The organism is Streptomyces sp. NPDC127098 (genome assembly GCF_042722465.1).
Taxonomy (GTDB): Bacteria; Actinomycetota; Actinomycetes; order Streptomycetales; family Streptomycetaceae; genus Streptomyces; species Streptomyces millisiae.
Map to the genome: position 1 here is coordinate 1 of NZ_JBHXFJ010000083.1, position 20,302 is coordinate 20,302.

8 protein-coding genes are annotated in these 20,302 nt (G+C 73.1%); 6 read left to right on the forward strand and 2 right to left on the reverse strand.

The features are described from left to right. Positions 1-110 precede the first annotated feature (110 nt). Positions 111-1,220 (reverse strand): DegT/DnrJ/EryC1/StrS family aminotransferase, encoded by a 1,110-nt coding sequence (locus ACFWI8_RS32720; protein ID WP_387098988.1) that lies wholly within the window; start codon positions 1,218-1,220, stop codon positions 111-113. Positions 1,221-1,472: 252 nt separating this feature from the next. On the opposite strand from ACFWI8_RS32720, the gene rfbA reads away from it, so the two are divergent. Continuing rightward, entirely contained in the window at positions 1,473-2,348 is an 876-nt protein-coding gene (gene rfbA, locus ACFWI8_RS32725; protein ID WP_387098990.1) for a glucose-1-phosphate thymidylyltransferase RfbA, read from the forward strand. Positions 2,349-2,411: 63 nt separating this feature from the next. Here the strand turns inward: rfbA and ACFWI8_RS32730 are convergent, their stop codons facing one another. Beyond that, entirely contained in the window at positions 2,412-3,659 is a 1,248-nt protein-coding gene (locus tag ACFWI8_RS32730; RefSeq protein WP_387098992.1) for a P450-derived glycosyltransferase activator, read from the reverse strand. Positions 3,660-3,920: 261 nt separating this feature from the next. Between ACFWI8_RS32730 and ACFWI8_RS32735 the strand changes: the two genes are divergently transcribed. From ACFWI8_RS32735 to ACFWI8_RS32755, 5 genes are read left to right on the forward strand one after another with little or no spacing between them, the layout of a single operon-like run. Beyond that, positions 3,921-5,141 carry an FAD-dependent oxidoreductase gene (locus tag ACFWI8_RS32735; RefSeq protein WP_387098994.1) on the forward strand — a complete coding sequence of 407 codons (1,221 nt, stop codon included), beginning with the start codon at positions 3,921-3,923 and terminating at the stop codon, positions 5,139-5,141. A 46-nt stretch (positions 5,142-5,187) separates the two neighbouring features. Further along, complete coding sequence (locus ACFWI8_RS32740) at positions 5,188-6,504, forward strand: activator-dependent family glycosyltransferase (protein ID WP_387098996.1); 1,317 nt, start codon at positions 5,188-5,190, stop codon at positions 6,502-6,504. A gap of 39 nt (positions 6,505-6,543) precedes the next feature. Continuing rightward, entirely contained in the window at positions 6,544-7,545 is a 1,002-nt protein-coding gene (locus ACFWI8_RS32745) for an NAD-dependent epimerase/dehydratase family protein (protein ID WP_387098998.1), read from the forward strand. Positions 7,546-7,601: 56 nt separating this feature from the next. After that, positions 7,602-8,864: an activator-dependent family glycosyltransferase gene (locus ACFWI8_RS32750; protein WP_387099000.1), complete on the forward strand. Its 1,263-nt coding sequence runs from the start codon at positions 7,602-7,604 to the stop codon at positions 8,862-8,864. After that, positions 8,861-20,224, forward strand: coding sequence for an SDR family NAD(P)-dependent oxidoreductase (locus ACFWI8_RS32755; RefSeq protein WP_387099002.1), 11,364 nt, complete (start codon positions 8,861-8,863; stop codon positions 20,222-20,224). Before ACFWI8_RS32750 ends, ACFWI8_RS32755 begins: the two co-directional genes overlap by 4 nt. Positions 20,225-20,302 lie beyond the last annotated feature (78 nt).

The following is a 20,302-nucleotide window of genomic DNA, read 5'->3' on the forward strand; positions in this document are numbered from 1 at the left end:
CCTATTCGCCGGCGAGTAAAACGGGAGGTGCGGTCGCCGGAATAGGCAAGAGGAACGGCTGCGGCGCCCATGGGCGCCGCAGCCGTTCCTCGGGGGGATGGAAAAGCGGATCAGAGGGTTCTGAGGACCTCACGCAGAGCGCTGACGACCTTGTCCTGGAGTTCCTCGGAAAGCGAGGGGTACATGGGCAGCGAAAAGATCTCGGAGGCCAACGCCTCGGTCACCGGCAGCGACCCCTTCTCGTACCCCAGGTGCCGGAAACCGTCCATGGTGTGGACGGGCCACGGGTAGCTGATGTTCAGCATGATGTCGTACGTCTTCAGGGCCTCGATGATCGCGTCGCGCTTCGGGTGTCTGACCACGTAGACGTAGTAGACGTGCTCGTTGCCCCGCACCGTCCTCGGCAGGACCAGGTCGGTGTCGCCGAGCGCCTCCTCGTAGCGGCCGGCGACCGCCCGCCTGCCCCGCGTGTACCGGTCGAGCCTGGTCAGCTTGCGGCGCAGGATCTCCGCGTGCACCTCGTCCAGGCGGCTGTTGTGGCCCGGGGTGCTGACGACGTAGTAGCGCTCCTCCATGCCGTAGTACCGCAGCCGGCGCAGGTCGCGCTCCACCTGGTCGTCGGAGGTGATGACGGCGCCACCGTCGCCGTACGCCCCGAGCACCTTGGTGGGGTAGAAGGAGAACGCGGCGGCGTCGCCCATGCTGCCCGCGACGCGCCCGTGGTGACGGGCCCCGTGCGCCTGCGCGCAGTCCTCGAGCACGGCCAGTCCGTGCCGCTCCGCCAGTGCCCGCAGCGGCTCCATGTCGACGCACTGCCCGTACAGGTGCACCGGGAGCAGGCAGCGGGTCCGCGGGGTGATGGCCGCCGCCACCTGCTCGACGTCCATCAGGTAGTTCTCGGCGTGCACGTCGACGAAGACCGGGGTGGCGCCGACCGAGTCGATCGCGACCACCGTGGGCGCGGCGGTGTTGGACACCGTGACGACCTCGTCGCCAGGACCCACGCCCAGCGCCTGCAGGGCCAGCTTCAGCGCGTTCGTGCCGTTGTCGACCCCGACCGCGTGCCGCCTGCCGTGGAAGGCGGCGAACTCCTCCTCGAAGCCGCGTACGCTCGAGCCGAGCACAAGCTGCCCGGAGCTGAAGACCCGGTCGACGGCGTCGAGGATGTCCTCTCGCTCCTCCTCGTATTCCGCCAGGTAGTCCCACACACGTGTGACCACGGCTGCCTCCACCTCCTGTGTCGTCGACGGATTCACGCCCGGTGGCCCCGGCGGCCCCGGCGGTCGGCGTCAAAGGGAATTCGACTACAGGGGGTGAAATCCCAACAACCCCTAGGCGCCCCAGCGGAGTGCTTCCCACCCCAGTCCGCAACGGACCTCCTTGATGTGCCGCCGACATCGTGACTATTTTCTCAGGAAGCTTCTTGACCGGCCAGGGTGATATTTCGGTTCGCTATCGAGGGATACAGGCGAATGAAGGGAATAGTTCTTGCGGGTGGGTCGGGTTCCCGGCTCAGTCCGGTGACGCTGGCGGTGTCGAAGCAGCTTCTGCCGGTCGGTGAGAAACCGATGATCTACTACCCGCTGTCCGTTCTCATGCTCGGCGGCATCAGGGAAATCCTGATCATCGCGAAACCCCATGACATCCCGCAGTTCCAGCGGCTGCTCGGAGACGGCCGCCACCTCGGACTCTCCCTCGACTACGCGGAACAGGCGCTGCCCAACGGGCTCGCCGAGGCCCTGGTCATCGGGGCCGACCACATCGGCGACGACACGGTCACCCTGGTGCTCGGCGACAACATCTTCCACGGCCCCCGCTTCCAGGGGCTGGTCGAGGAGAACACCAGGAGCGTGGCCGGCTGTGTGCTGTTCGGCTACCCCGTGAAGGACCCGGAGCGGTACGGCGTCGGGGAGACCGACGAGACCGACCGGCTGATCTCCATCGAGGAGAAGCCGGCGCGTCCACGTTCGAACCGCGCCATCACCGGGCTCTACATGTACGACAACGAGGTCGTCGACATCGCCAAGAACGTCCGCCCCTCGGCCCGCGGGGAGCTGGAGATCACCGACGTGAACCGGGTCTACGTGGCGCGTGGCCGGGCCAAGCTGATCGACCTGGGCCGCGGCTTCGCGTGGCTGGACACCGGGACCCCGGAGTCGCTGCTGCAGGCGTCGCTCTACGTGCGGACCCTGGAGGAGCGGCAGGGCGTGCGCATCGCCTGCCTGGAGGAGATCGCCCTGCGCAAGGGGTTCATCACCGCCGACGAGTGCCACCGGCTCGGCACCGCGTTGGGGAAGTCGGGGTACGGCCAGTACGTGATGGACATCGCCAGGGAACTGGCGGGCTGAACGGTCGCCGTCTCCCGGCCGGAGGACGACCCGCGCGCTCCGACCGGGAGGCGGCCCCCGGCCTCAGCCGACGGTGACCGGGCAGCGGGCGACGCCCCGGACGACGGGGGACCGCATCCGGAACACCACCTCGCCCGCGACGACCGGCGCGCGTCCGCCGGCGGCCAGCGCGGAGACCGCGGCCTCCGCCAGCAGTCGCACGGCCGGGCCGACCGCACCCGCCGGCGAACCGTCCGCCAGCGACAGGTGGACCCCGCCGGAGCGACGCCCCGAGTCGAACCGGTCCGGGTCGGCGAACACGTCCGGGTCCCGGTTGGCGCCCTCGACGAGGACCACCACCTGAGCGCCCCTGCCGACCTCCTGCCCGGCGAGCGTGACGTCCCGCGCGGCGATGCGGCTCTCCAGCCGCACCGGCGGACGGTGCCGCAGCGTCTCCTCGACCACGTCGGACGCCGACCGGGCGCCGGAACACAACAGGTCCCACTCCCCGGGATGCTCCGCCAGCGCCAGGACGGCGTTGCAGACCAGGTTCGCGGCGACCTCCACGCCCACGGTGAACAGCAGCGCGAGGACCGCGCCGTCCTCCTCGCTCCCGTCCCGGCCGGCGGTCGCCTTCGCGGTCAGGGCGCGCAGCTCGTCGAAGGAGGCGACGAGCCGCCGGGTGCCGTCCAGCGTGGGCGGGCACAGCAGGGAGTCCAGCAGGGGCGCGACGTCGGCGCACAGGGCCGCCGACTCCGTGGTCCGCTCCGCCGGCAGGCCGGCCACCGCCGCGAACACGGCGACCACCGCCGGGCGCGCGAGGTCGGTCATGGCGTCGAAGGTGCCGGCGCCGGCCAGCCGGTCGAGCGTGCTCGCGAAGACCGTCTCCGCCTCCGCCCGCCGTTCCTCGACCCCGGGGCCGAGGGCGGCGGAGACGAGGTCCCGCAGCCGCCCGTACTCGGCGCGGTCCATCGCCAGGAGCGCGTCGTCGAGCGTGAGGACGTGCTTGAGCGTGGTCCCCGAGTCGATGCCGAAGACCCGGCGCCGCCGGCGGGCGGCGGGGTCGCCGAGCGTCAGCCGCGGGTCGCGCAGGATCTCCGAGCCGAGCCGGTGGTCGACGGTCACCCACACGTCGGACTCGCTCTGCCGCAGCTCAGGCCGGCCACGCATGGCGCGGAACAGCCGCTGGGCGTCGACCTCCTGGGCCCGCAACAGCAGCGCGTACGGGTCGCCGCGGTTTCCCCTCATCCACTGCGTGCCGCGGGCGGCCAGCAGATGCCGCGTCACGTCGCTGTCGTTGAAAAGCCTGGGATCGATCTGATGCCTGGTCATGCCAAGACTGCTCCATTCACTACGGCCTCCCCCGTTCATAGCCCGGCGCGAGGGCCTGGAACACCCCTGCCCGGGGCGTCTCGGCCCACTGTTCCGGCACTCGTGAGAAGGGGTGGGTAGGGGCTGCCGAGACCGTCTTCCCGTGTGAGGGTTGGGATTCGCCTGGCGCCATGCCATGCCAACCGTGGAATGCCACCGCCCCGCTCTGCGAGGTCATCGAAAGCCAACCACCCGACCGGATGATTGAGGAAGTCGACGTCAATGACCAAAGCCCTGATCGTCGGTGGTGGGGTCGCCGGGCCGACCGCGGCCATCGCCCTCCAGAAAGCCGGCATCGAACCCGTTGTCTATGAAGCGTACGATCGCGGCGCGGACGGAATCGGCCAGAATCTCGTCCTGGCGGTGAACGGCTACAGCGCATTGCTCACGCTGGGCATCAGCCACCTGGCGGACGGCTTCGACATTCCCCGCTACCGGTTCCACCTCGGAAACGGCAAGCAGTTGGCGCAGGTCCCCAACGGCGCGCCGCTGCCCGACGGGACGGTGGCCCGGGCCATCACCCGGTCCGACCTGTACGCCACCCTCAGGGACGAGGCGATCAACCGGGGCGTCGAGGTCAACTTCGGCAAGCGGCTGGTCGACGCCAAGATCACCGACGAGGGTGTGACCGCGGTCTTCGCCGACGGCACCACGGCCCGGGGCGACCTCCTCATCGGCGCGGACGGGCTGCACTCCGTCACGCGGAAGATCATCGACCCGGCCGAGCTCACCTTCCGGTACGGCGGCCTGTGGACGACCGGCGGGTACGCCACGGGCATCTCCGCCCCGAGCGACCCCGGCACCGAGTTCATGTACCTGGGCAGGCGCGCCTTCTTCTGCCACATCCCGGACCAGGAGGGCCGGATCTGGTGGTACGCGAGCGTGACCAGGCCGAAGGAGCCCACCGCCGGGGAACTGGCGTCCTTCACCCCCGACGTCTGGCGCGAGACGCTGTACGAGCTCTTCGCCAAGGACCAGAGCTCGGCGGTCGACATCATCAGGGCCACCGAGGACATCTGGCCGCCGCGGCCGATCCAGGACATCCCCCACCTGCCCACCTGGCACAACGAGCGGATGATCGTGATCGGCGACGCCTGCCACGCCACCTCCCCCTCGGCCGGGCAGGGCGTGTCGATGGCGATCGAGGACGCCGTCGAACTCGCCAGGTGCCTGCGGGACGTCCCCGACGTCGGGGACGCCTTCCGGCGCTACGAGGAGATCCGCCGGGAGCGCGTCGAGCGCGTCGTGGACTTCGGCAGGCAGTGCGGCCGGGCACTCCAGGTCAACGGCCGCCTCTTCCGCATCGGCCGGGACATCTTCGCCCGCGTCGCCTACAGCGAGCGCGGCTCCAAGGAGGGACAGAAGGAGATGCGCTGGCTCTACGAGCACCGCATCGACTGGGACTCGCCCGTGGGGCGCGCCGGCGCCGGCGTCGGGGCCTGAGGCCATCCCGCCGCGACCAGGGACGACGGAGGCCCGAGGAGAACCGATGCGTGTCCTCTTCACGGTGTACGGCGCGAAGACGCACTTCTACAACATGGTGCCCATTGCCTGGGCGCTGCGTGCCGCGGGGCACGAGGTGTGCGTCGCGAGCCAGCCCCAGGTGGTGGAGGCCATCAGCCGAAGCGGGCTCGCCGCCGTGTCGGTGGGCGAGGAGGAGAGCATCCCCGGCCGCCCAGGACACGACGGCGAGCACGTCACGAGCGGCACGTCGTGGCGGAACCTCAACGCCGGCGTCACCGAGACCAGGCCCGAGATGCTGACCTGGGACTACGTGCTCGGCACGTTCACCGTCGCGTGCTCCACGCACTACGAGCACGCGACCGGTGGCCGGGCGATGCTGGACGACCTCGTGGAGTTCGCCAGGGCATGGCGGCCCGACCTGGTCGTCTGGGACGCGATGACCTTCGCCGGGCCGGTCGCCGCCCGGGCCAGCGGGGCGGCACACGCCAGGATGCTCTTCGGCGTCGACCACATCGGCCGGATGTACCGCACCTACGCCGAACTCCTCGCCCGGCAGGAGCCGGAGCGGCGCGACGACCCGGTCGGCGACTGGCTGGCCGGCCGGCTCGCCCGCTTCGGCTGCGCGTTCCACGACGGCCTCACGACCGAGATGATGACCGGCCAGCGCACGATCGACCCGACGCCGCCCTGGATGCAGGTCGTCCTCGACCTGCCGTCCCTCCCCGTGCGGTACGTGCCGTACAACGGGCCCACCACCGTGCCCGACTGGGTCCACCGGCCGCCCGAGCGGCCCCGGGTGTGCCTGACGCTCGGCATGACGGCCAGGGAGATCCTCGGCGGTGACGTCTTCTCCGTCCAGGACCTGCTGGAATCCGTCGCGGAACTGGATGTCGAGGTCGTGGCGACCCTGAACGCCGACCAACTCCGGGAACTGCGGACCCTCCCGGAGAACGTGCGCGCGGTGGAATTCGTACCGCTCAACGAACTGCTGCCCAGCTGCTCGACGGTCATTCACCACGGCGGTTTCGGAACCCTGGGAAACGCCCTGGTGCACGGAGTTCCACAGATCATCGCGCCCGGACGGTACTGGGACGAACTCGATTTCGGCCGGCATCTGGAGGCGCGCGGCGCCGGAATGCTGCTGGAACACGAGCAGCTGTCCGGTGAGGCACTCAAGAGCAGGGTCGACGGCGACTCGCTGCAGAGCAAGATCTCCCAAATTCTGGACGACTCCTCGTACCGGGAGAACGCCGAGCGCATTCGGCAGGAGAATCAGCGGACCCCCAGCCCCCGCGCCCTGGTGACCCAACTGGAAGAAATGGTGGCCGGACACCGCGCCTGACCGGGCGCCGTCGGCCGTCCACGGACGGGAAGGAAGAAGATGCCTACTGGACGCTGGGCCGGGAAGACCGTGGTCGTCACCGGGGGCAGCGGATTCATCGGCTCCCACTTCGTCGAACAGCTGCTGGAGCGCGGGGCGAGGGTCCTCTGCCTCTACCGCAGGGACAACCGGCGGGTGCTGCCGCAACTCCCCGACACCGACCGGCTGACGACCCTCCGGATGGACCTGCGGGACGAGACGGCCATGCGCCGGGTCTTCGCCGAGGCCCCCGGCGGCGTCGACGCGGTCTTCCACTGCGCCGTCGTCTCCGGCACGGTCGAGGCCCGGCGCGACCAGGCGGCACGCATCCTCGACGACAACACGCGCGCCGTCTCCAACATCCTGGACTGCGCCCGGCGGCACGACACCCCGGAGACCGTCCTCCTGGGGTCGAGCGACATCTACGCGGCCTCGGCCCGCACCGACCCGATCCCCGAGGACGACGACTTCCGGCGGCGGATGCACTACGCGCCCGACGGCTACTACCTGTCCAAGTGCTACGCCGAGATCCTGGCGGAGGCCTACCGGCACCAGTACGGCATGCGCATCTTCGTCCCCCGCCTCACCAGCGTCTACGGGGCCCGGGACAACTTCGAGCCGGACACGGACCGGGTCGTGCCCAGCATGTTCGCCAAGGTGCTGGCCGGGCAGTCCATCGAGATCTGGGGCGACGGCAGCCAGACCCGCACCTACATGTACGTGACCGACCTGGTCAGGGGCATCCTGCGGATGGTCGAGGCCGACAAGCACCAGACGTTCAACATCGGCACCACCGAGACCGTCTCGGTGCTGCGGCTGGCCCAGCTGGTGTCCGCGGCCCTCGGCGAGCCCGAGCGCATCACCTTCGATCCCGGGCGGTCCGGCGGCCGGCCGAGCCGGACCCTCGACGTCAGCCGGCTCAACAGCGTCATCGACTTCCAGCCCCGCTCGTTGCGGGAGGGGCTTGAGGAGACCGTCAGGTGGTACCGCCGCCACCGTGGCCCCGCCGCCACGGTGCGCTGACCGGCGCCCGTCCACGCCCCCGTCCCCCGTCCTCGCCCGTCCTGCTGGAGAGGGTTATGCGCGTCCTCATCACCACACCCGCCGTCAACTCGCACCTCAACAACCTGGTGCCGATCGCCTGGGCCCTGCGCACCGCGGGGCACGAGGTCTGCGTGGCGAGCCAGCCCAACCTCACCGAGGCGATCAAGAGCACCGGGCTGACCGCGGTGGCCGTGGGCGACGCCCTGGCCCCGCCCCGCGGCACGGCCGGCACCTCGGGCACCCCCTTCGGCCTGGGGTACGACATCGCCGAGACCGACCCCGAGACCCTCTCCCCGGAGTACGTGCGCGGCACGCTCACCGCGTACACCCAGGCCGCCTGCGAGTACCTGGCCGACCGGGCGACGCTCGACGACCTGGTGGAGTTCGCCCGCGCCTGGCGACCCGACCTCGTGGTGTGGGACGCGCACCACTACGCGGGGCCGGTACTGGCCCGCGCCATCGACGCCGCGCACGCGCGGATCCTGCCCGCCCCCGACCACTGGGGCCGCATGTGGCAGCTCTACCGCGACCTCGCGAACAAGGAGGCCGCGGACCCGGCCCAGGACCCCATGGCCGGCTACCTGGGCGCCCGACTGCGGCCGTTCGGCGGGGAGTTCGCCGAGGACATGGTGTTCGGGCAGGCGACGATCGACCCACTGCCCGAGTGGCTCCACGTCCCCCTCCCCACCGACCACCGGCCGATGCGGCACGTGCCCTACAACGGGCCCGCCGTCGTGCCCGGCTGGCTGCGCAAGGAACCGAAGCGGCCCCGGGTCTGCCTCACCCTGGGCCAGACCCGCCGCAGCCTCGGCGTCCAGGGGACCGCCGGGGGCGAGGAGATCTCCGTGGCCCAGGTGCTCGAAGGTCTCGCGGACCTCGACGCCGAGGTGGTCGCCACCCTGCGGACCGACCAGATCCCACCGGGCACCAGGATCCCCGACAACCTGCGCCTCTTCGACTTCGTACCACTCAACGAACTGCTGCCCAGCTGCTCGGCCGTCGTCCACTACGGCGGCATGGGAACGGTCGGGGCGGCCGTCGTCCACGGGGTACCCCAGCTGGGGATCCCCGGCAACATCTGGGGCGAGACCGGCGTGATGCGTGAACTCCAGAGCCGGGGTGCCGGCCTGGTCGGCGACCCGCCCACGCTCGTCCAGCAGCTCCGCCAGCTGCTGGAGACCCCCTCCTTCGCCGAGGCGGCGGCCCGGCTGCAGCAGGAAGCACTCGCGAAACCAAGCCCCCGGGAACTCGTCCCCGGGCTCGAGGAGCTGGTCATACGCCACAGGGAGGCGCGATGAACACGCCGGAGACCAAGCTCGTCGACGCCCTCCGCGCGTCGCTCAAGGAGACCGAGCGGCTGCGGGAACAGAACCGGCTGCTCAGCGAGGCCCCCCAGGAGCCCATCGCCATCATCGGCATGGCCTGCCGGTTCCCCGGCGGCGCGACCACGCCCGACGAGTTCTGGCGACTGGTAGCCGGCGGGGTCGACGCGGTGGGCGAGTTCCCCACCGACCGCGGCTGGGACCTGGACCGGCTCTACGACCCCACCGGCGAGAGACCAGGGAGCAGCTACGTCCGGGAGGGCGGCTTCCTGCACCAGGCCGCCGAGTTCGACGCCGACCTGTTCGGCATCAGCCCCCGCGAGGCCCTGCTCATGGACCCGCAGCAGCGGCTGCTCCTGGAGACCTCCTGGGAGGCGTTCGAACGCGGTGGCATCTCCCCCCGATCGGTCAAGGGCAGCGCCACCGGCGTCTTCGCCGGCGTCATGTACCACAACTACCCGGGCAGCTACGGCTCGTCGGGGGTGGTGTCGGGCCGGGTGGCCTACACCTTCGGCCTCGAAGGGCCGGCGGTCACCGTCGACACCGCCTGCTCGTCCTCCCTGGTCACCCTCCACCTGGCCGTCCAGTCGCTGCGCCGTGGCGAGTGCGGTCTGGCGCTGGCCGGCGGAGTGTCGGTCATGGCCACCCCCAGGACGTTCGTCGAGTTCAGCGCGGAGGGCACCCTGTCCAGCGACGGCCGGTGCCGTGCCTTCGCGAAGTCGGCGGACGGCACCGGCTGGGCCGAGGGAGCGGGCATGCTCCTCCTGGAGCGGCTGTCGGACGCCCGCCGCAACGGACACCGGGTGCTGGCCGTGGTGCGGGGCAGCGCGGTGAACCAGGACGGCGCCTCCAACGGGCTGACCGCGCCCAACGGCCCCGCCCAACAGCGGGTGATCCAGGCGGCGCTGGCCGACGCCCGGATCGGCCCGGACCAGGTCGACGCCGTGGAGGCGCACGGCACCGCCACCTCCCTCGGCGACCCGATCGAGGCGCAGGCGTTGTTGGCCACGTATGGACAGGGGCGCGACGCCGAACGTCCGCTGTGGCTGGGGTCGGTGAAGTCCAACCTCGGGCACACGCAGGCGGCGGCGGGTGTGGCGGGTGTGATCAAGATGGTGATGGCGATGCGGCACGGGGTGTTGCCGCGCACGCTGCACGTGGACGAGCCGTCGCCCGAGGTGGAGTGGTCGGCGGGCGCCGTGGAACTGCTGACCGAGCAGCGGGTGTGGGACGACCCGGGCCGCCCGCGCCGGGCCGGGGTCTCCGCCTTCGGAATGAGCGGCACCAACGCGCACGTGATCCTGGAGGAGGCGCCCGAGGCCGAGGCGCCGAGCACCGAGACGCCGACGCCCGGCGGGGTGGTGGCGCCACTGGTGTTGTCGGGACACACGCCGGCGGCGCTGGACGCCTTGGCCGGGCGCGTGGCGGCGCGCCTCGACGAGCGACCCGAGCTGGACCCCGTGGACGTGAGCTGGTCGTTGGCTTCGGGGCGGCCCCAACTGCGGCACCGGGCGGCGGTGGCGGCCGGGGACCGCGCCGAACTCGTCAGCGCCCTACGGGCCTTGGCGGCGGGGGAGACGGCCCCCGGTCTTGTCCGCGGGATCGCGCGGCCCGATGCGAGGACGGCGTTCGTGTTCTCGGGTCAGGGGTCGCAGCGGGTGGGGATGGGGCGGGGGCTGTATGAGGCGTTCCCGGTGTTCGCTGAGGCGTTCGACGAGGTGTGCGCGGGGTTCGGCGGACGGTTGCGTGAGGTGGTCTTCGAGGACGCGGCGGCGCTGGATCGTACGGAGTTCGCGCAGCCGGGGTTGTTCGCGGTGCAGGTGGCGTTGTTCCGGCTCCTGGAGTCGTGGGATGTGCGTCCTGATGTGGTGGTCGGTCACTCCATAGGTGAGTTGGCGGCGGCGTATGTGGCCGGGGTGTGGTCGCTTGAGGACGCCTGCGCGTTGGTCGCCGCTCGTGGCCGGTTGATGCAGGCGTTGCCGGCGGGTGGGGCGATGCTCGCGGTGGCGGCTCCGGAGGAGGAGGTCCTGCCGCTGCTCGGCGATGGGCTGGACCTGGCGGCCGTCAACGGTCCTTCGTCGGTGGTCGTCTCCGGTGACGCGGAGGCAGTGGCGGTCTTGGAGGGCAGGCTCGCGGGCCGCAGGACGCGGCGGCTTCGCGTCTCCCATGCGTTCCACTCGGCGCTCATGGAGCCGATGTTGGAGGAGTTCCGGGCGGTGGCCGAGGGGCTGACGTACCAGGAACCGCACGGTGAGTTCGTGTCGACGGTCACTGGTGGGGCCGCAGATTGGTGTGATCCTGGGTACTGGGTGTCGCAGGTGCGGCGGCCGGTGCGGTTCGCCGATGCCATCCGGGCGGCAGAGGCTCAGGGTGTGGGCCGGTTCGTGGAGATCGGTCCGGACGCCACCTGCACCGCCATGGTCCAGGAGTGCCTGAGCGGCACCGATGGTGTCGTGTTGACGCCGACCCTGCGCCGGGATCGGGAGGAGCCCCGCGCCCTGGCTGAGGCAGTGGCGCAACTCCACGTCCACGGCACAGAACCGGACTGGGAGGCCCTGTTCGCCGGCACCGGAGCCCGCCGGACCGACCTGCCCACCTACCCCTTCCAGCACCAGCACTACTGGATGAACGCCGCCGCCACGGACGGCGACCCGGCTTCGCTCGGACTGGAGTCCGTCGACCACCCGCTGCTCGGCGCCGCGCTGGTGCTCGCCGACTCCGACGGCCTCGTGCTCTCCGGCCGGCTCTCCGTCAGCGCCCACTCCTGGCTCGCCGACCACACGGTGCGCGGCGCGGTCCTCTTCCCCGGCACCGGATTCGTCGAGCTCGCCCTGCACGCCGGCGACCAGGTCGGCTGCGGGCGGCTCCAGGAACTGACCGTCCACACCCCGCTGCACCTGCCCGACCAGGGCGGCCTCCGGATCCAGGTGACCGTCAGCGCCCCGGACGACACCGGCGCGCGCACGGTCCAGGTGTACTCCGCGCCCGACGCGGAAGGCGGCGCGTCCGCCTGGACCCGGCACGCCTCGGGCCGCGTCGAGCCGACCGGCGCCACGGCGCCGCCCGAGCAGCGCGCCTGGCCCCCCGCCGACGCGCGGGCGATCGACGTCGACGGCGTCTACGAGGAACTCGCGGACCACGGGCTGGCGTACGGCCCGGTCTTCCGCGGCCTGCGCGCGGCCTGGCGGCACGGGGACGACGTCTACGCCGAGGTCCGGCTGCCGGAGGCGCGGGGCAGCGGGGCGCACGGTTTCGCACTGCACCCCGCCGTGCTCGACGCGACGCTGCACGCCATCGGCCTGACCGACACGCTCGGCGAGGGCACCTGGCTGCCCTACGCCTGGTCCGGGGTGGAGCTGTTCGCCTCGGGGGCGACCGCACTGCGGGTCCGGGTGTCGCCGATCGGCCCCGGCGAGGTGGCGCTCGACCTCGCCGACCAGGAGGGCGGCCCGGTGGCCAGGATCGCCTCCCTGGTGCTGCGGCACGCCTCCGACGAGTCCCTGCGGCCGACCACCGCCGGTCTCGGTGACGCGCTGCTGCGCCTCGGCTGGGTGCGGGCGACCGACTCCGCGACGCCGGCCACGGAACCGCCCGCCGACCTCGACCCGGACTTCGCCTACGACGCCGGCGTGCCCGGCACGGTGCTGCTGCGCTGCCCGCGCGGCGCGGCCGGCACGGAGGGCGACCCCGCCGCCGCGACCTCCGCCGCGGTGGGCCTCGTCCTGGAGACGCTGACCAGATGGCTCACCGACGACCGCTGCGCCCGGGCCCGGCTGGTGGTGGTGACGAGCGGCGCCGTCCCCGTCACGCCGGACGAGGACATCGACCCGACGCAGGCCGCGGTGCGCGGCCTGGTGCGCTCCGCGCAGTCGGAGCACCCCGACCGGCTCCTCCTCGTCGACACCGACGACCCGGGCGACCCGCGTACCGTGCTCGCCGCGCTGGCCACCGGCGAGCCGGAGACGGCGGTCCGCGCCGGCGAGACATGGTTGCCGCGGCTGCTGAAGGCGACCGCCGGCGCACCCACGGGAACCGAAGCGGTGGCGTGGCCGACCGACGGCACCGTCCTCGTCACGGGCGGCACCGGTGCGCTCGGCGGTCGACTCGCCCGCCACCTGGTGTCCTTCCACGGCGTACGGCACCTGCTGCTGGCGAGCCGCCGCGGCCCGGAGGCCGCCGGGGCCGAGGCGCTGCGCGCCGAACTGACCGAGGCGGGAGCCACGGTGACCATCGCGGCCTGCGACGTCGCCGACCGCGCCGCCCTGACCGCCCTGCTGGCCGAGATCCCCGCCGCACGGCCGCTGCGCGCCGTGGTGCACACGGCGGGCGTGCTGGACGACGGGGTGCTGCTCTCCCTCACCCCCGAACGCCTGGCCCGGGTGCTGCGCCCCAAGGTCGACGCGGCCTGGAACCTGCACGAGCTCACCCGCGACCAGCCGCTGGCCGCGTTCGTGCTCTTCTCGTCGGCCGCGGGCGTGCTCGGCGCCCCGGGACAGGCCAACTACGCGGCCGCCAACGCCTGGCTCGACGCACTGGCCGGCCACCGGCGACACCTCGGCCTGCCGGGCCAGTCCCTCGCCTGGGGCCAGTGGGACCAGGCCGGCGGGATGGCGGGCGCCGCGACCAGGACCGATGCCGGCGACCCCGCGGCGCCGCACCGGCCACGGCACGGCATGCTCGCGCTCACCACCCGGGAGGGCTTCGAGCTGCTTGACCTGGCGCGCTCCTCGGAGGAGCCCGTGCTGGTGCCCCTGCGGCTCGACCTGACCGAACTGCGCACCGCTCCCGGCGGGCCCCCCGAACTGCTACGCGTCCTGGTGCCGGCCCCCGCCCGCCGGGCCGCCGGCGGCGACACCGGCTCGCTGGCGCGGCGCCTCGCCGGACTCCCGGCCACCGAGCGCTCCGACACCCTGCGCGAGCTGGTGCGCACCGAGGTGGCCGCCGTCCTCGGACACCGCTCCCCGGAATCCGTCGACGCCGACCGGGTGTTCCAGGACCTCGGCTTCGACTCCCTGACCGCCGTCGAACTGCGCAACAGGCTGAGCACCGTCACCGAGATCCAGCTGCCGACCACCCTGGTCTTCGACCACCCCACCGTCACGGCGCTCGCCGCCCACCTGGACCAGCTGCTCGTCGGCGCGCTCGAAGGCCCCCAGGACGAGGAACCGCGGGAGCCGGCAGCCGACGACGAGCCCATCGCCATCGTCGGCATGGCCTGCCGCTACCCAGGCGGCGTGGCCTCCCCCGAGGACCTGTGGCGCCTGGTGTCCACCGGAACCGACGGGATCTCCGACTTCCCCACCGACCGGGGCTGGGACCTGGAGCACTGGCAGATCCCCTCGGAACAGGCCAGGGCCCCGCAGGGCGGCTTCGTCCACGACGCCACCGACTTCGACGCCGACTTCTTCGGGATCAGCCCCAACGAGGCGCTGATGATGGACCCGCAGCAGCGGCTGCTGCTCGAGGCGTCCTGGGAGGCGCTGGAGCGGGCCGACATCAACCCCGCGGAGCTGCGCGGCAGTTCCACCGGGGTGTTCGCCGGCGTGATGCAGTCCGACTACGACCCCGGCATGTTCGACACCGCCGAACACACCGGCGGATTCCGCAACTCCGGCCTGTCACGGGGCGTCGTCTCGGGCCGGGTGGCCTACACGATGGGGCTCGAAGGGCCCGCCGTGTCCCTCGACACCGCCTGCTCCTCCTCCCTGGTCGCCCTCCACTGGGCCATCCAGGCGCTGCGCCGCGGCGACTGCCGGCTGGCACTGGCCGGCGGCGTCACCGTGATCGTCTCCCCGAGCCCGTTCGCCGACTTCGCCAGCAGCGCGATCGCCGCCGACGGCCGGTGCAAGCCGTTCTCCGCCGACGCCGACGGCGTCGGCTGGGCGGAGGGCGTCGGCGTGCTCGTCGTCGAGCGGCTGTCGGACGCGCGCCGCAACGGCCACCAGGTGCTGGCGCTGGTGCGCGGCACCGCCGTCAACCAGGACGGCACCTCCAACGGGCTGACGGCCCCCAGTGGCCCCGCCCAGGAGAAGGTGATCCGGCGGGCCCTCGCGACCGCCGGGCTGCGGCCGTCCGACGTGGACGCCGTGGAGGCGCACGGCACGGGGACACGGCTCGGCGACCCGATCGAGGCCCAGGCCGTCCTGGCCACCTACGGCCAGGACCGGCCGGCGGACCGCCCGCTGTGGCTGGGCTCAGTCAAGTCCAACATCGGGCACGCGCAGGCCGCTTCGGGCGTGGCGGGCGTCATCAAGATGGTGATGGCGATGCGGCACGGCCTCCTGCCCCGCACGTTGCACGTGGCCGAGGCGACGCCCGTGGTCGACTGGTCGGCGGGCGCCGTGGAGTTGTTGACCGAACCACGGACGTGGCCCGACACCGGCCGCCCCCGCCGGGCCGGCGTCTCCTCGTTCGGCTACAGCGGAACGAACGTGCACGCCATCCTGGAGGAGGCCCCGGCCGACGCGTCCCCCGTCGAGACCGCGGAGCCGGCCGCGACCGAGGACACCGGGCCGCTGCTCCCATGGCTGATCTCCGCCCGCAGCCCGCAGGCGTTGCCGGCCCAGGCGAAGCGGCTGCTCGACCACCTGGCGGCCAACCCCTCGGCCGGGCTCCAGGACATCGGCTACTCGCTGGCCGTGTCCAGGCCCGCGGCCCGGCACCGGGCGGTCGTGGTCGGCGCGGACCGGGAGGAACTGCTCGGCGGCCTCACCGCCCTCGCGAACTCCACGGCGTCACCCGCCGTGACCAGCGGCGCCGTCCGCGGCGGCCGTACCGCCTTCCTCTTCCCCGGACAGGGCGTCCAGCGCCCCGGCATGGGCCGCGAACTGTACGACGCCTTCCCCGTCTTCGCCGAGGCCGTGGACGAGATCTGCGCCCGCTTCGACCGGCACCTCGACCGGCCGCTCCGCGAGGTCATGTTCGCCGCGGAGGGCACCGTCCAGGCCCAGCTCCTCGACCAGACGACCTTCACGCACGCCGCGCTGTTCACCCTGGAAGTCGCCCTGTTCCGGCTGCTCGAATCCTGTGGGCTGCGCCCCGACTACGTCCTCGGCCACTCCGCGGGCGAGATCGCCGCCGCCCACGTGGCGGGCGTGCTGTCGCTGCGGGACGCCGTGAAGCTCGCCGCGCACCGCGGCCGGCTGATGGCGGAACTGCCCCCGGGCGGCGCCATGGTGGCCGTCGAGGCGAGCGAGGACGAGGTGCGGCCGATGATCGGCGAGGACACGGACATCGCCGCCATCAACGGCCCCCGGTCGGTGGTCGTCTCGGGCGACGAGGAACCGGTCCTCGACATCGCCCGCCACTGGCGCGAACAGGGGCGCAGAACCAAACGCCTCGCCATCAGGGTCGCCGGCCACTCGCCCCGCATCGACGCCATGCTGGACGACCTGTACGACGTCGCCGACGCCCTCACCTACGACGCCACCACCATCCCGATGGTGTCGACCGTCACCGGCCGGCTCGCCACCGCGGACGAGCTGTCCGACCCCGAGTACTGGCCGGACAACGCGCGGCGCTCCGTCCGCTTCCTCGACGGGGTTCGCGCCCTGGAGGCCGAGGGCGTCACCAGACTCGTCGAACTCGGCCCCGACGGGGTGCTGGCCGGCCTGGCCCAGCGCTGCCTGACGGGCGCCGAGGAGGACACCCTGACGGTCGCCCTGCTGCGCAGGGACCGGCCCGAGGCCGTCTCGGCGCTGCTGGCGACCGGACAGCTCGCCGCCGACGGCCTCGACCCGGACTGGGCCCGGCTGTTCGCCACGCGCGGCGCCCGCCGCGTGCCGCTGCCGCCGTACGCCTTCCACCGCCGCCGCTACTGGGCCGACATGGACGCCCTGTGGGCCAGCGGCGACGTCTCCTCGGCCGGACTCGACTCGGCCAACCACCCGCTCGCCGGCGCGGCCCTCGCCCTGGCGGACTCCGACGGCGCGGTGCTCACCGGGCGGCTGTCCGTGAGCGCCCAGCCGTGGCTCGCCGACCACGCCGTCGACGGCACGGTCCTGCTACCCGGCGCCGCCTTCCTCGAACTCGTCCTGCGCGCCGGCGACGAGGTCGGCTGCGGGCGCGTCGCCGACCTGACGCTGGAGACCCCGATGCCGCTGCCCGAGCGGGGCGCGCTGCAGGTCCAGGTCGCCGTCGGGCCGCCGGACGGGTCGGGGGCGCGCCCGGTCACCGTGCACTCCCGGCCGGAGGGCACCGCCCAGGGCGTCGCCTGGACGCGGCACGCCGGCGGACTCCTGACCGCCGCCTCCGGGACGGAACCGAAGGGCGAAGCCGTCTGGCCACCCGTCGGAGCCGAACCGCTCGACACCACCTCGCTGTACGCGGACCTGGCCGCCAGGGGCCTCCACCACGGCCCGGCGTTCCGGGCCCTGCGCGCCGCCTGGCGGCAGGGCGACGACGTCCTCGCCGAGGTGGCGCTCGAACAGCCGACGGCGGGCCAGGCCCAGCGGTTCGGCCTGCACCCGGCGGCCCTCGACGCGGCCCTGCACGCCATCGGGCTGTGCGGCGGCGACGACGTCGCGTCCGGCCTGCCGTTCGCCTGGTCGGACGTGGAGCTGCACGCCACCGGCGCCTCCCGGCTCCGGGTCCGGGTCACCCCGATCGGCGGCGGCGCGGTGTCGCTGCGGCTGACCGATCCCGGTGAGCGGCCCGTCGCCTCGGTGGGCTCCCTGGTGCTGAGGGAGGTGGACCCGGACCGCCTCGCCGCGGCCCGATCCCGGCCCGAGGAGCACCTGTTCGGCTGGGAGTGGACCCGCCTCCCCGACGGCGCACAGCAGGCCGGCCCGGCACGCTGGGCCGTGCTCGGGGCGCACGCCGCGGAGCTCGCGGCCGACCTCCACCGCGCGGGCGTCACGGCGAGCGCGGCGGCCGACGTGGCGGAACTGGCCGCCGACACCGAGGGCGCGATACCCGAGGTCGTGCTGCTCGACTGCCGGCACGGCGACCCGGGCCCCGACGACCCGGCGGAGGCGGTGCGCGCGACCACCCGACGCGCGCTCGGCACCCTCCAGGCGTGGCTGGGCGACGACTCCTTCGCCACCGCCCGGCTCCTCGTCCTCACCAGCGGGGCGATGGCCCAGGACAGCGAGGACGTCACCGACCTCCCCGGCGCCGCCGTGTGGGGCCTGGTCCGCTCCGCCCAGGCGGAACACCCCGACCGGTTCGTCCTGGTCGACACGGACGGGCAGTCCGCGTCCCACCGTGCCCTGCCCGGCGTGGCGGCAGGCGACGAACCCCAGGCCGTGGTCCGGCAGGGCGTCGTCCACGGCGCCCGACTGGTCAGGGCCGACCGCGCCGCCACGGAGGCCGACCCACTCCAACGGGGCAGCACTTTCGGGCCCGAGGGCACCACCCTCCTCACCGGCGCCACGGGCGCGCTCGGCCGCCGCGTCGCCCGACACCTCGTCACCGAACACCGGGTACGCCGGCTGCTGCTGCTCAGCCGCGGCGGCGGGACGGAACTCGCCGAAGAACTACGCGAACTGGGAGCCGAGGCGACCCCGGTCGCCTGCGACGTCACCGACCGCGCCCAACTCGCCGCCGCGCTGGACGCGATACCGGCGGAACATCCGCTGACCGCCGTCGTGCACGCCGCCGGGCTCCTCGACGACGCGACCATCACCTCGCTCACCCCCGACCAACTCGACACCGTCCTGCGGACGAAGGCCGACGCGGCACTCGCCCTCCACGACCTCACCCGGGACCTGGACCTCTCGGCGTTCGTGCTGTTCTCCTCGGCCGCCGGACTCTTCGGCGCGCCTGGACAGGCCAACTACGCCGCCGCGAACGCCCTCCTCGACGCGCTCGCGGCACACCGGCGGGCCCAGGGACTGCCCGCCCAGTCACTCGCCTGGGGCCTGTGGGCGGACACCGGCACGGCGACGGGCGCCATGACCGCGGGCGACCGGGCACGCATGGCACGCGGCGGAATGCTGCCGCTGTCGGAGGAGGAAGGACTGGCCCTGTTCGACGCCGCGACCCGACGCACCCGACACCTCCAGGTCCCCCTCAGGATCGACCTGCGCGCGGAGACCGCCGAAGGGCCGGTGCCCAGCGTCCTCACCGGACTCGTGAAACCCACCCGGCGCACCGCCACCGGCACCGCCCAGCCGGACGAGGACGTCATGCGCCGGCGCCTCGCCGGCCTGACCGGGAGCCAGCGGGAGAAGGCCCTCCTCGACCTGGTGCGTGACACGTCGGCGGCGCTGCTGGGACACACCGACGCGGGGGCCGTCGACGTCCACCAGCACTTCCTCGACTCGGGCTTCGACTCGCTGACCGCCGTCGAACTCCGCAACAGCCTCAACGCCTCCCTCGGGCTGCGGCTGCCCGCCACCGTCGTCTTCGACAACGAGACACCGATCGACCTGGCCCGACACCTGAACAAGGAGTGGGGCGCGGTCACCGACCGGAACACGGGAGAGCCGGGCGTCGACGACAGGACGCCGGGCACGGCTCCCGCCGAGCAGCGGTCGTCCGACCCCCTCAGGGCGCTGTTCCACGAGGCCGTGACCGGCGGCAAGCTCCAGGCCGGCCTGGAGCTGCTGCGGGCCGTGGCCGGCCTCCGGCCGACCTTCGAAACCCCCGCCGAACTGCCCACCCCGCCCCGGATCGTGCGGCTCGCCGACGGACCACCCCGACCCAGGCTGTTCTGCGTCAACACCCCCGTCGCCATCGGCGGCGCCTACCAACACGCCCGAATGGCCGCCCACTTCCGCGGCGAACGCGAGGTCGCCGCGGTGCCACTGCCCGGCTTCCTCCCCGGCGAGTGGCTGCCCGGCTCGGCGGACGCGGTCATCGACCTCCTGGCCGAAACCCTGCGCGAGGCGGCCGCGGGAGAACCCTTCGCCCTGCTCGGCTACTCGTCGGCAGGCATCCTCGCCCACTCCGTCGCCGCCCGCCTGGAGGACACCGGCGCCAAGCCGACCGCGGTCGTCCTCCTCGACACCTACGAGGTCCACGGCTCGGAGAACACCGAGGGCGGCGGGGACCGCACCGACGGCGTCATGGACGAGCTGACCATCGGAATGCTGGAACGCGAGTCCGAGTACGGCCTGTTCGACCGCGACCGGCTCACGGCGATGGTCCGCTACGTCGACCTGCTGCCCGACTTCCCGCTGCCCGACATCGCGGCACCCGTCATGCTGCTCCACCCGGAGGAGCGCTTCACCACGCGCACCGACGGCCAGGACGACGGCGCCGAGGACTGGCAGACCACGTGGAGCAGGGCCGACGAGTACCGCACCGTCAAGGGCGACCACTACTCGATGGTCGAGGACCACGCGGAGGACACGGCACGAGCCGTCGGCGCCTGGCTCGACTCGCTCACCTGAGACACCGAGCGAGGGCGGGGGCGCGGCCGGACACACCCGGTCGCGCCCCCGCCCTGCCACCGACGAACGCCCGACGCG

Excerpts from the sequence above, each read along its gene's own strand:
- rfbA (WP_387098990.1), top strand. The coding sequence starts at position 1,473 with ATGAAGGGAATAGTTCTTGCGGGTGGGTCGGGTTCCCGGCTCAGTCCG.
- ACFWI8_RS32730 (WP_387098992.1), bottom strand. The coding sequence starts at position 3,659 with ATGACCAGGCATCAGATCGATCCCAGGCTTTTCAACGACAGCGACGTG.
- ACFWI8_RS32735 (WP_387098994.1), top strand. The coding sequence starts at position 3,921 with ATGACCAAAGCCCTGATCGTCGGTGGTGGGGTCGCCGGGCCGACCGCG.
- ACFWI8_RS32740 (WP_387098996.1), top strand. The coding sequence starts at position 5,188 with ATGCGTGTCCTCTTCACGGTGTACGGCGCGAAGACGCACTTCTACAAC.
- ACFWI8_RS32745 (WP_387098998.1), top strand. The coding sequence starts at position 6,544 with ATGCCTACTGGACGCTGGGCCGGGAAGACCGTGGTCGTCACCGGGGGC.
- ACFWI8_RS32750 (WP_387099000.1), top strand. The coding sequence starts at position 7,602 with ATGCGCGTCCTCATCACCACACCCGCCGTCAACTCGCACCTCAACAAC.
- ACFWI8_RS32755 (WP_387099002.1), top strand. The coding sequence starts at position 8,861 with ATGAACACGCCGGAGACCAAGCTCGTCGACGCCCTCCGCGCGTCGCTC.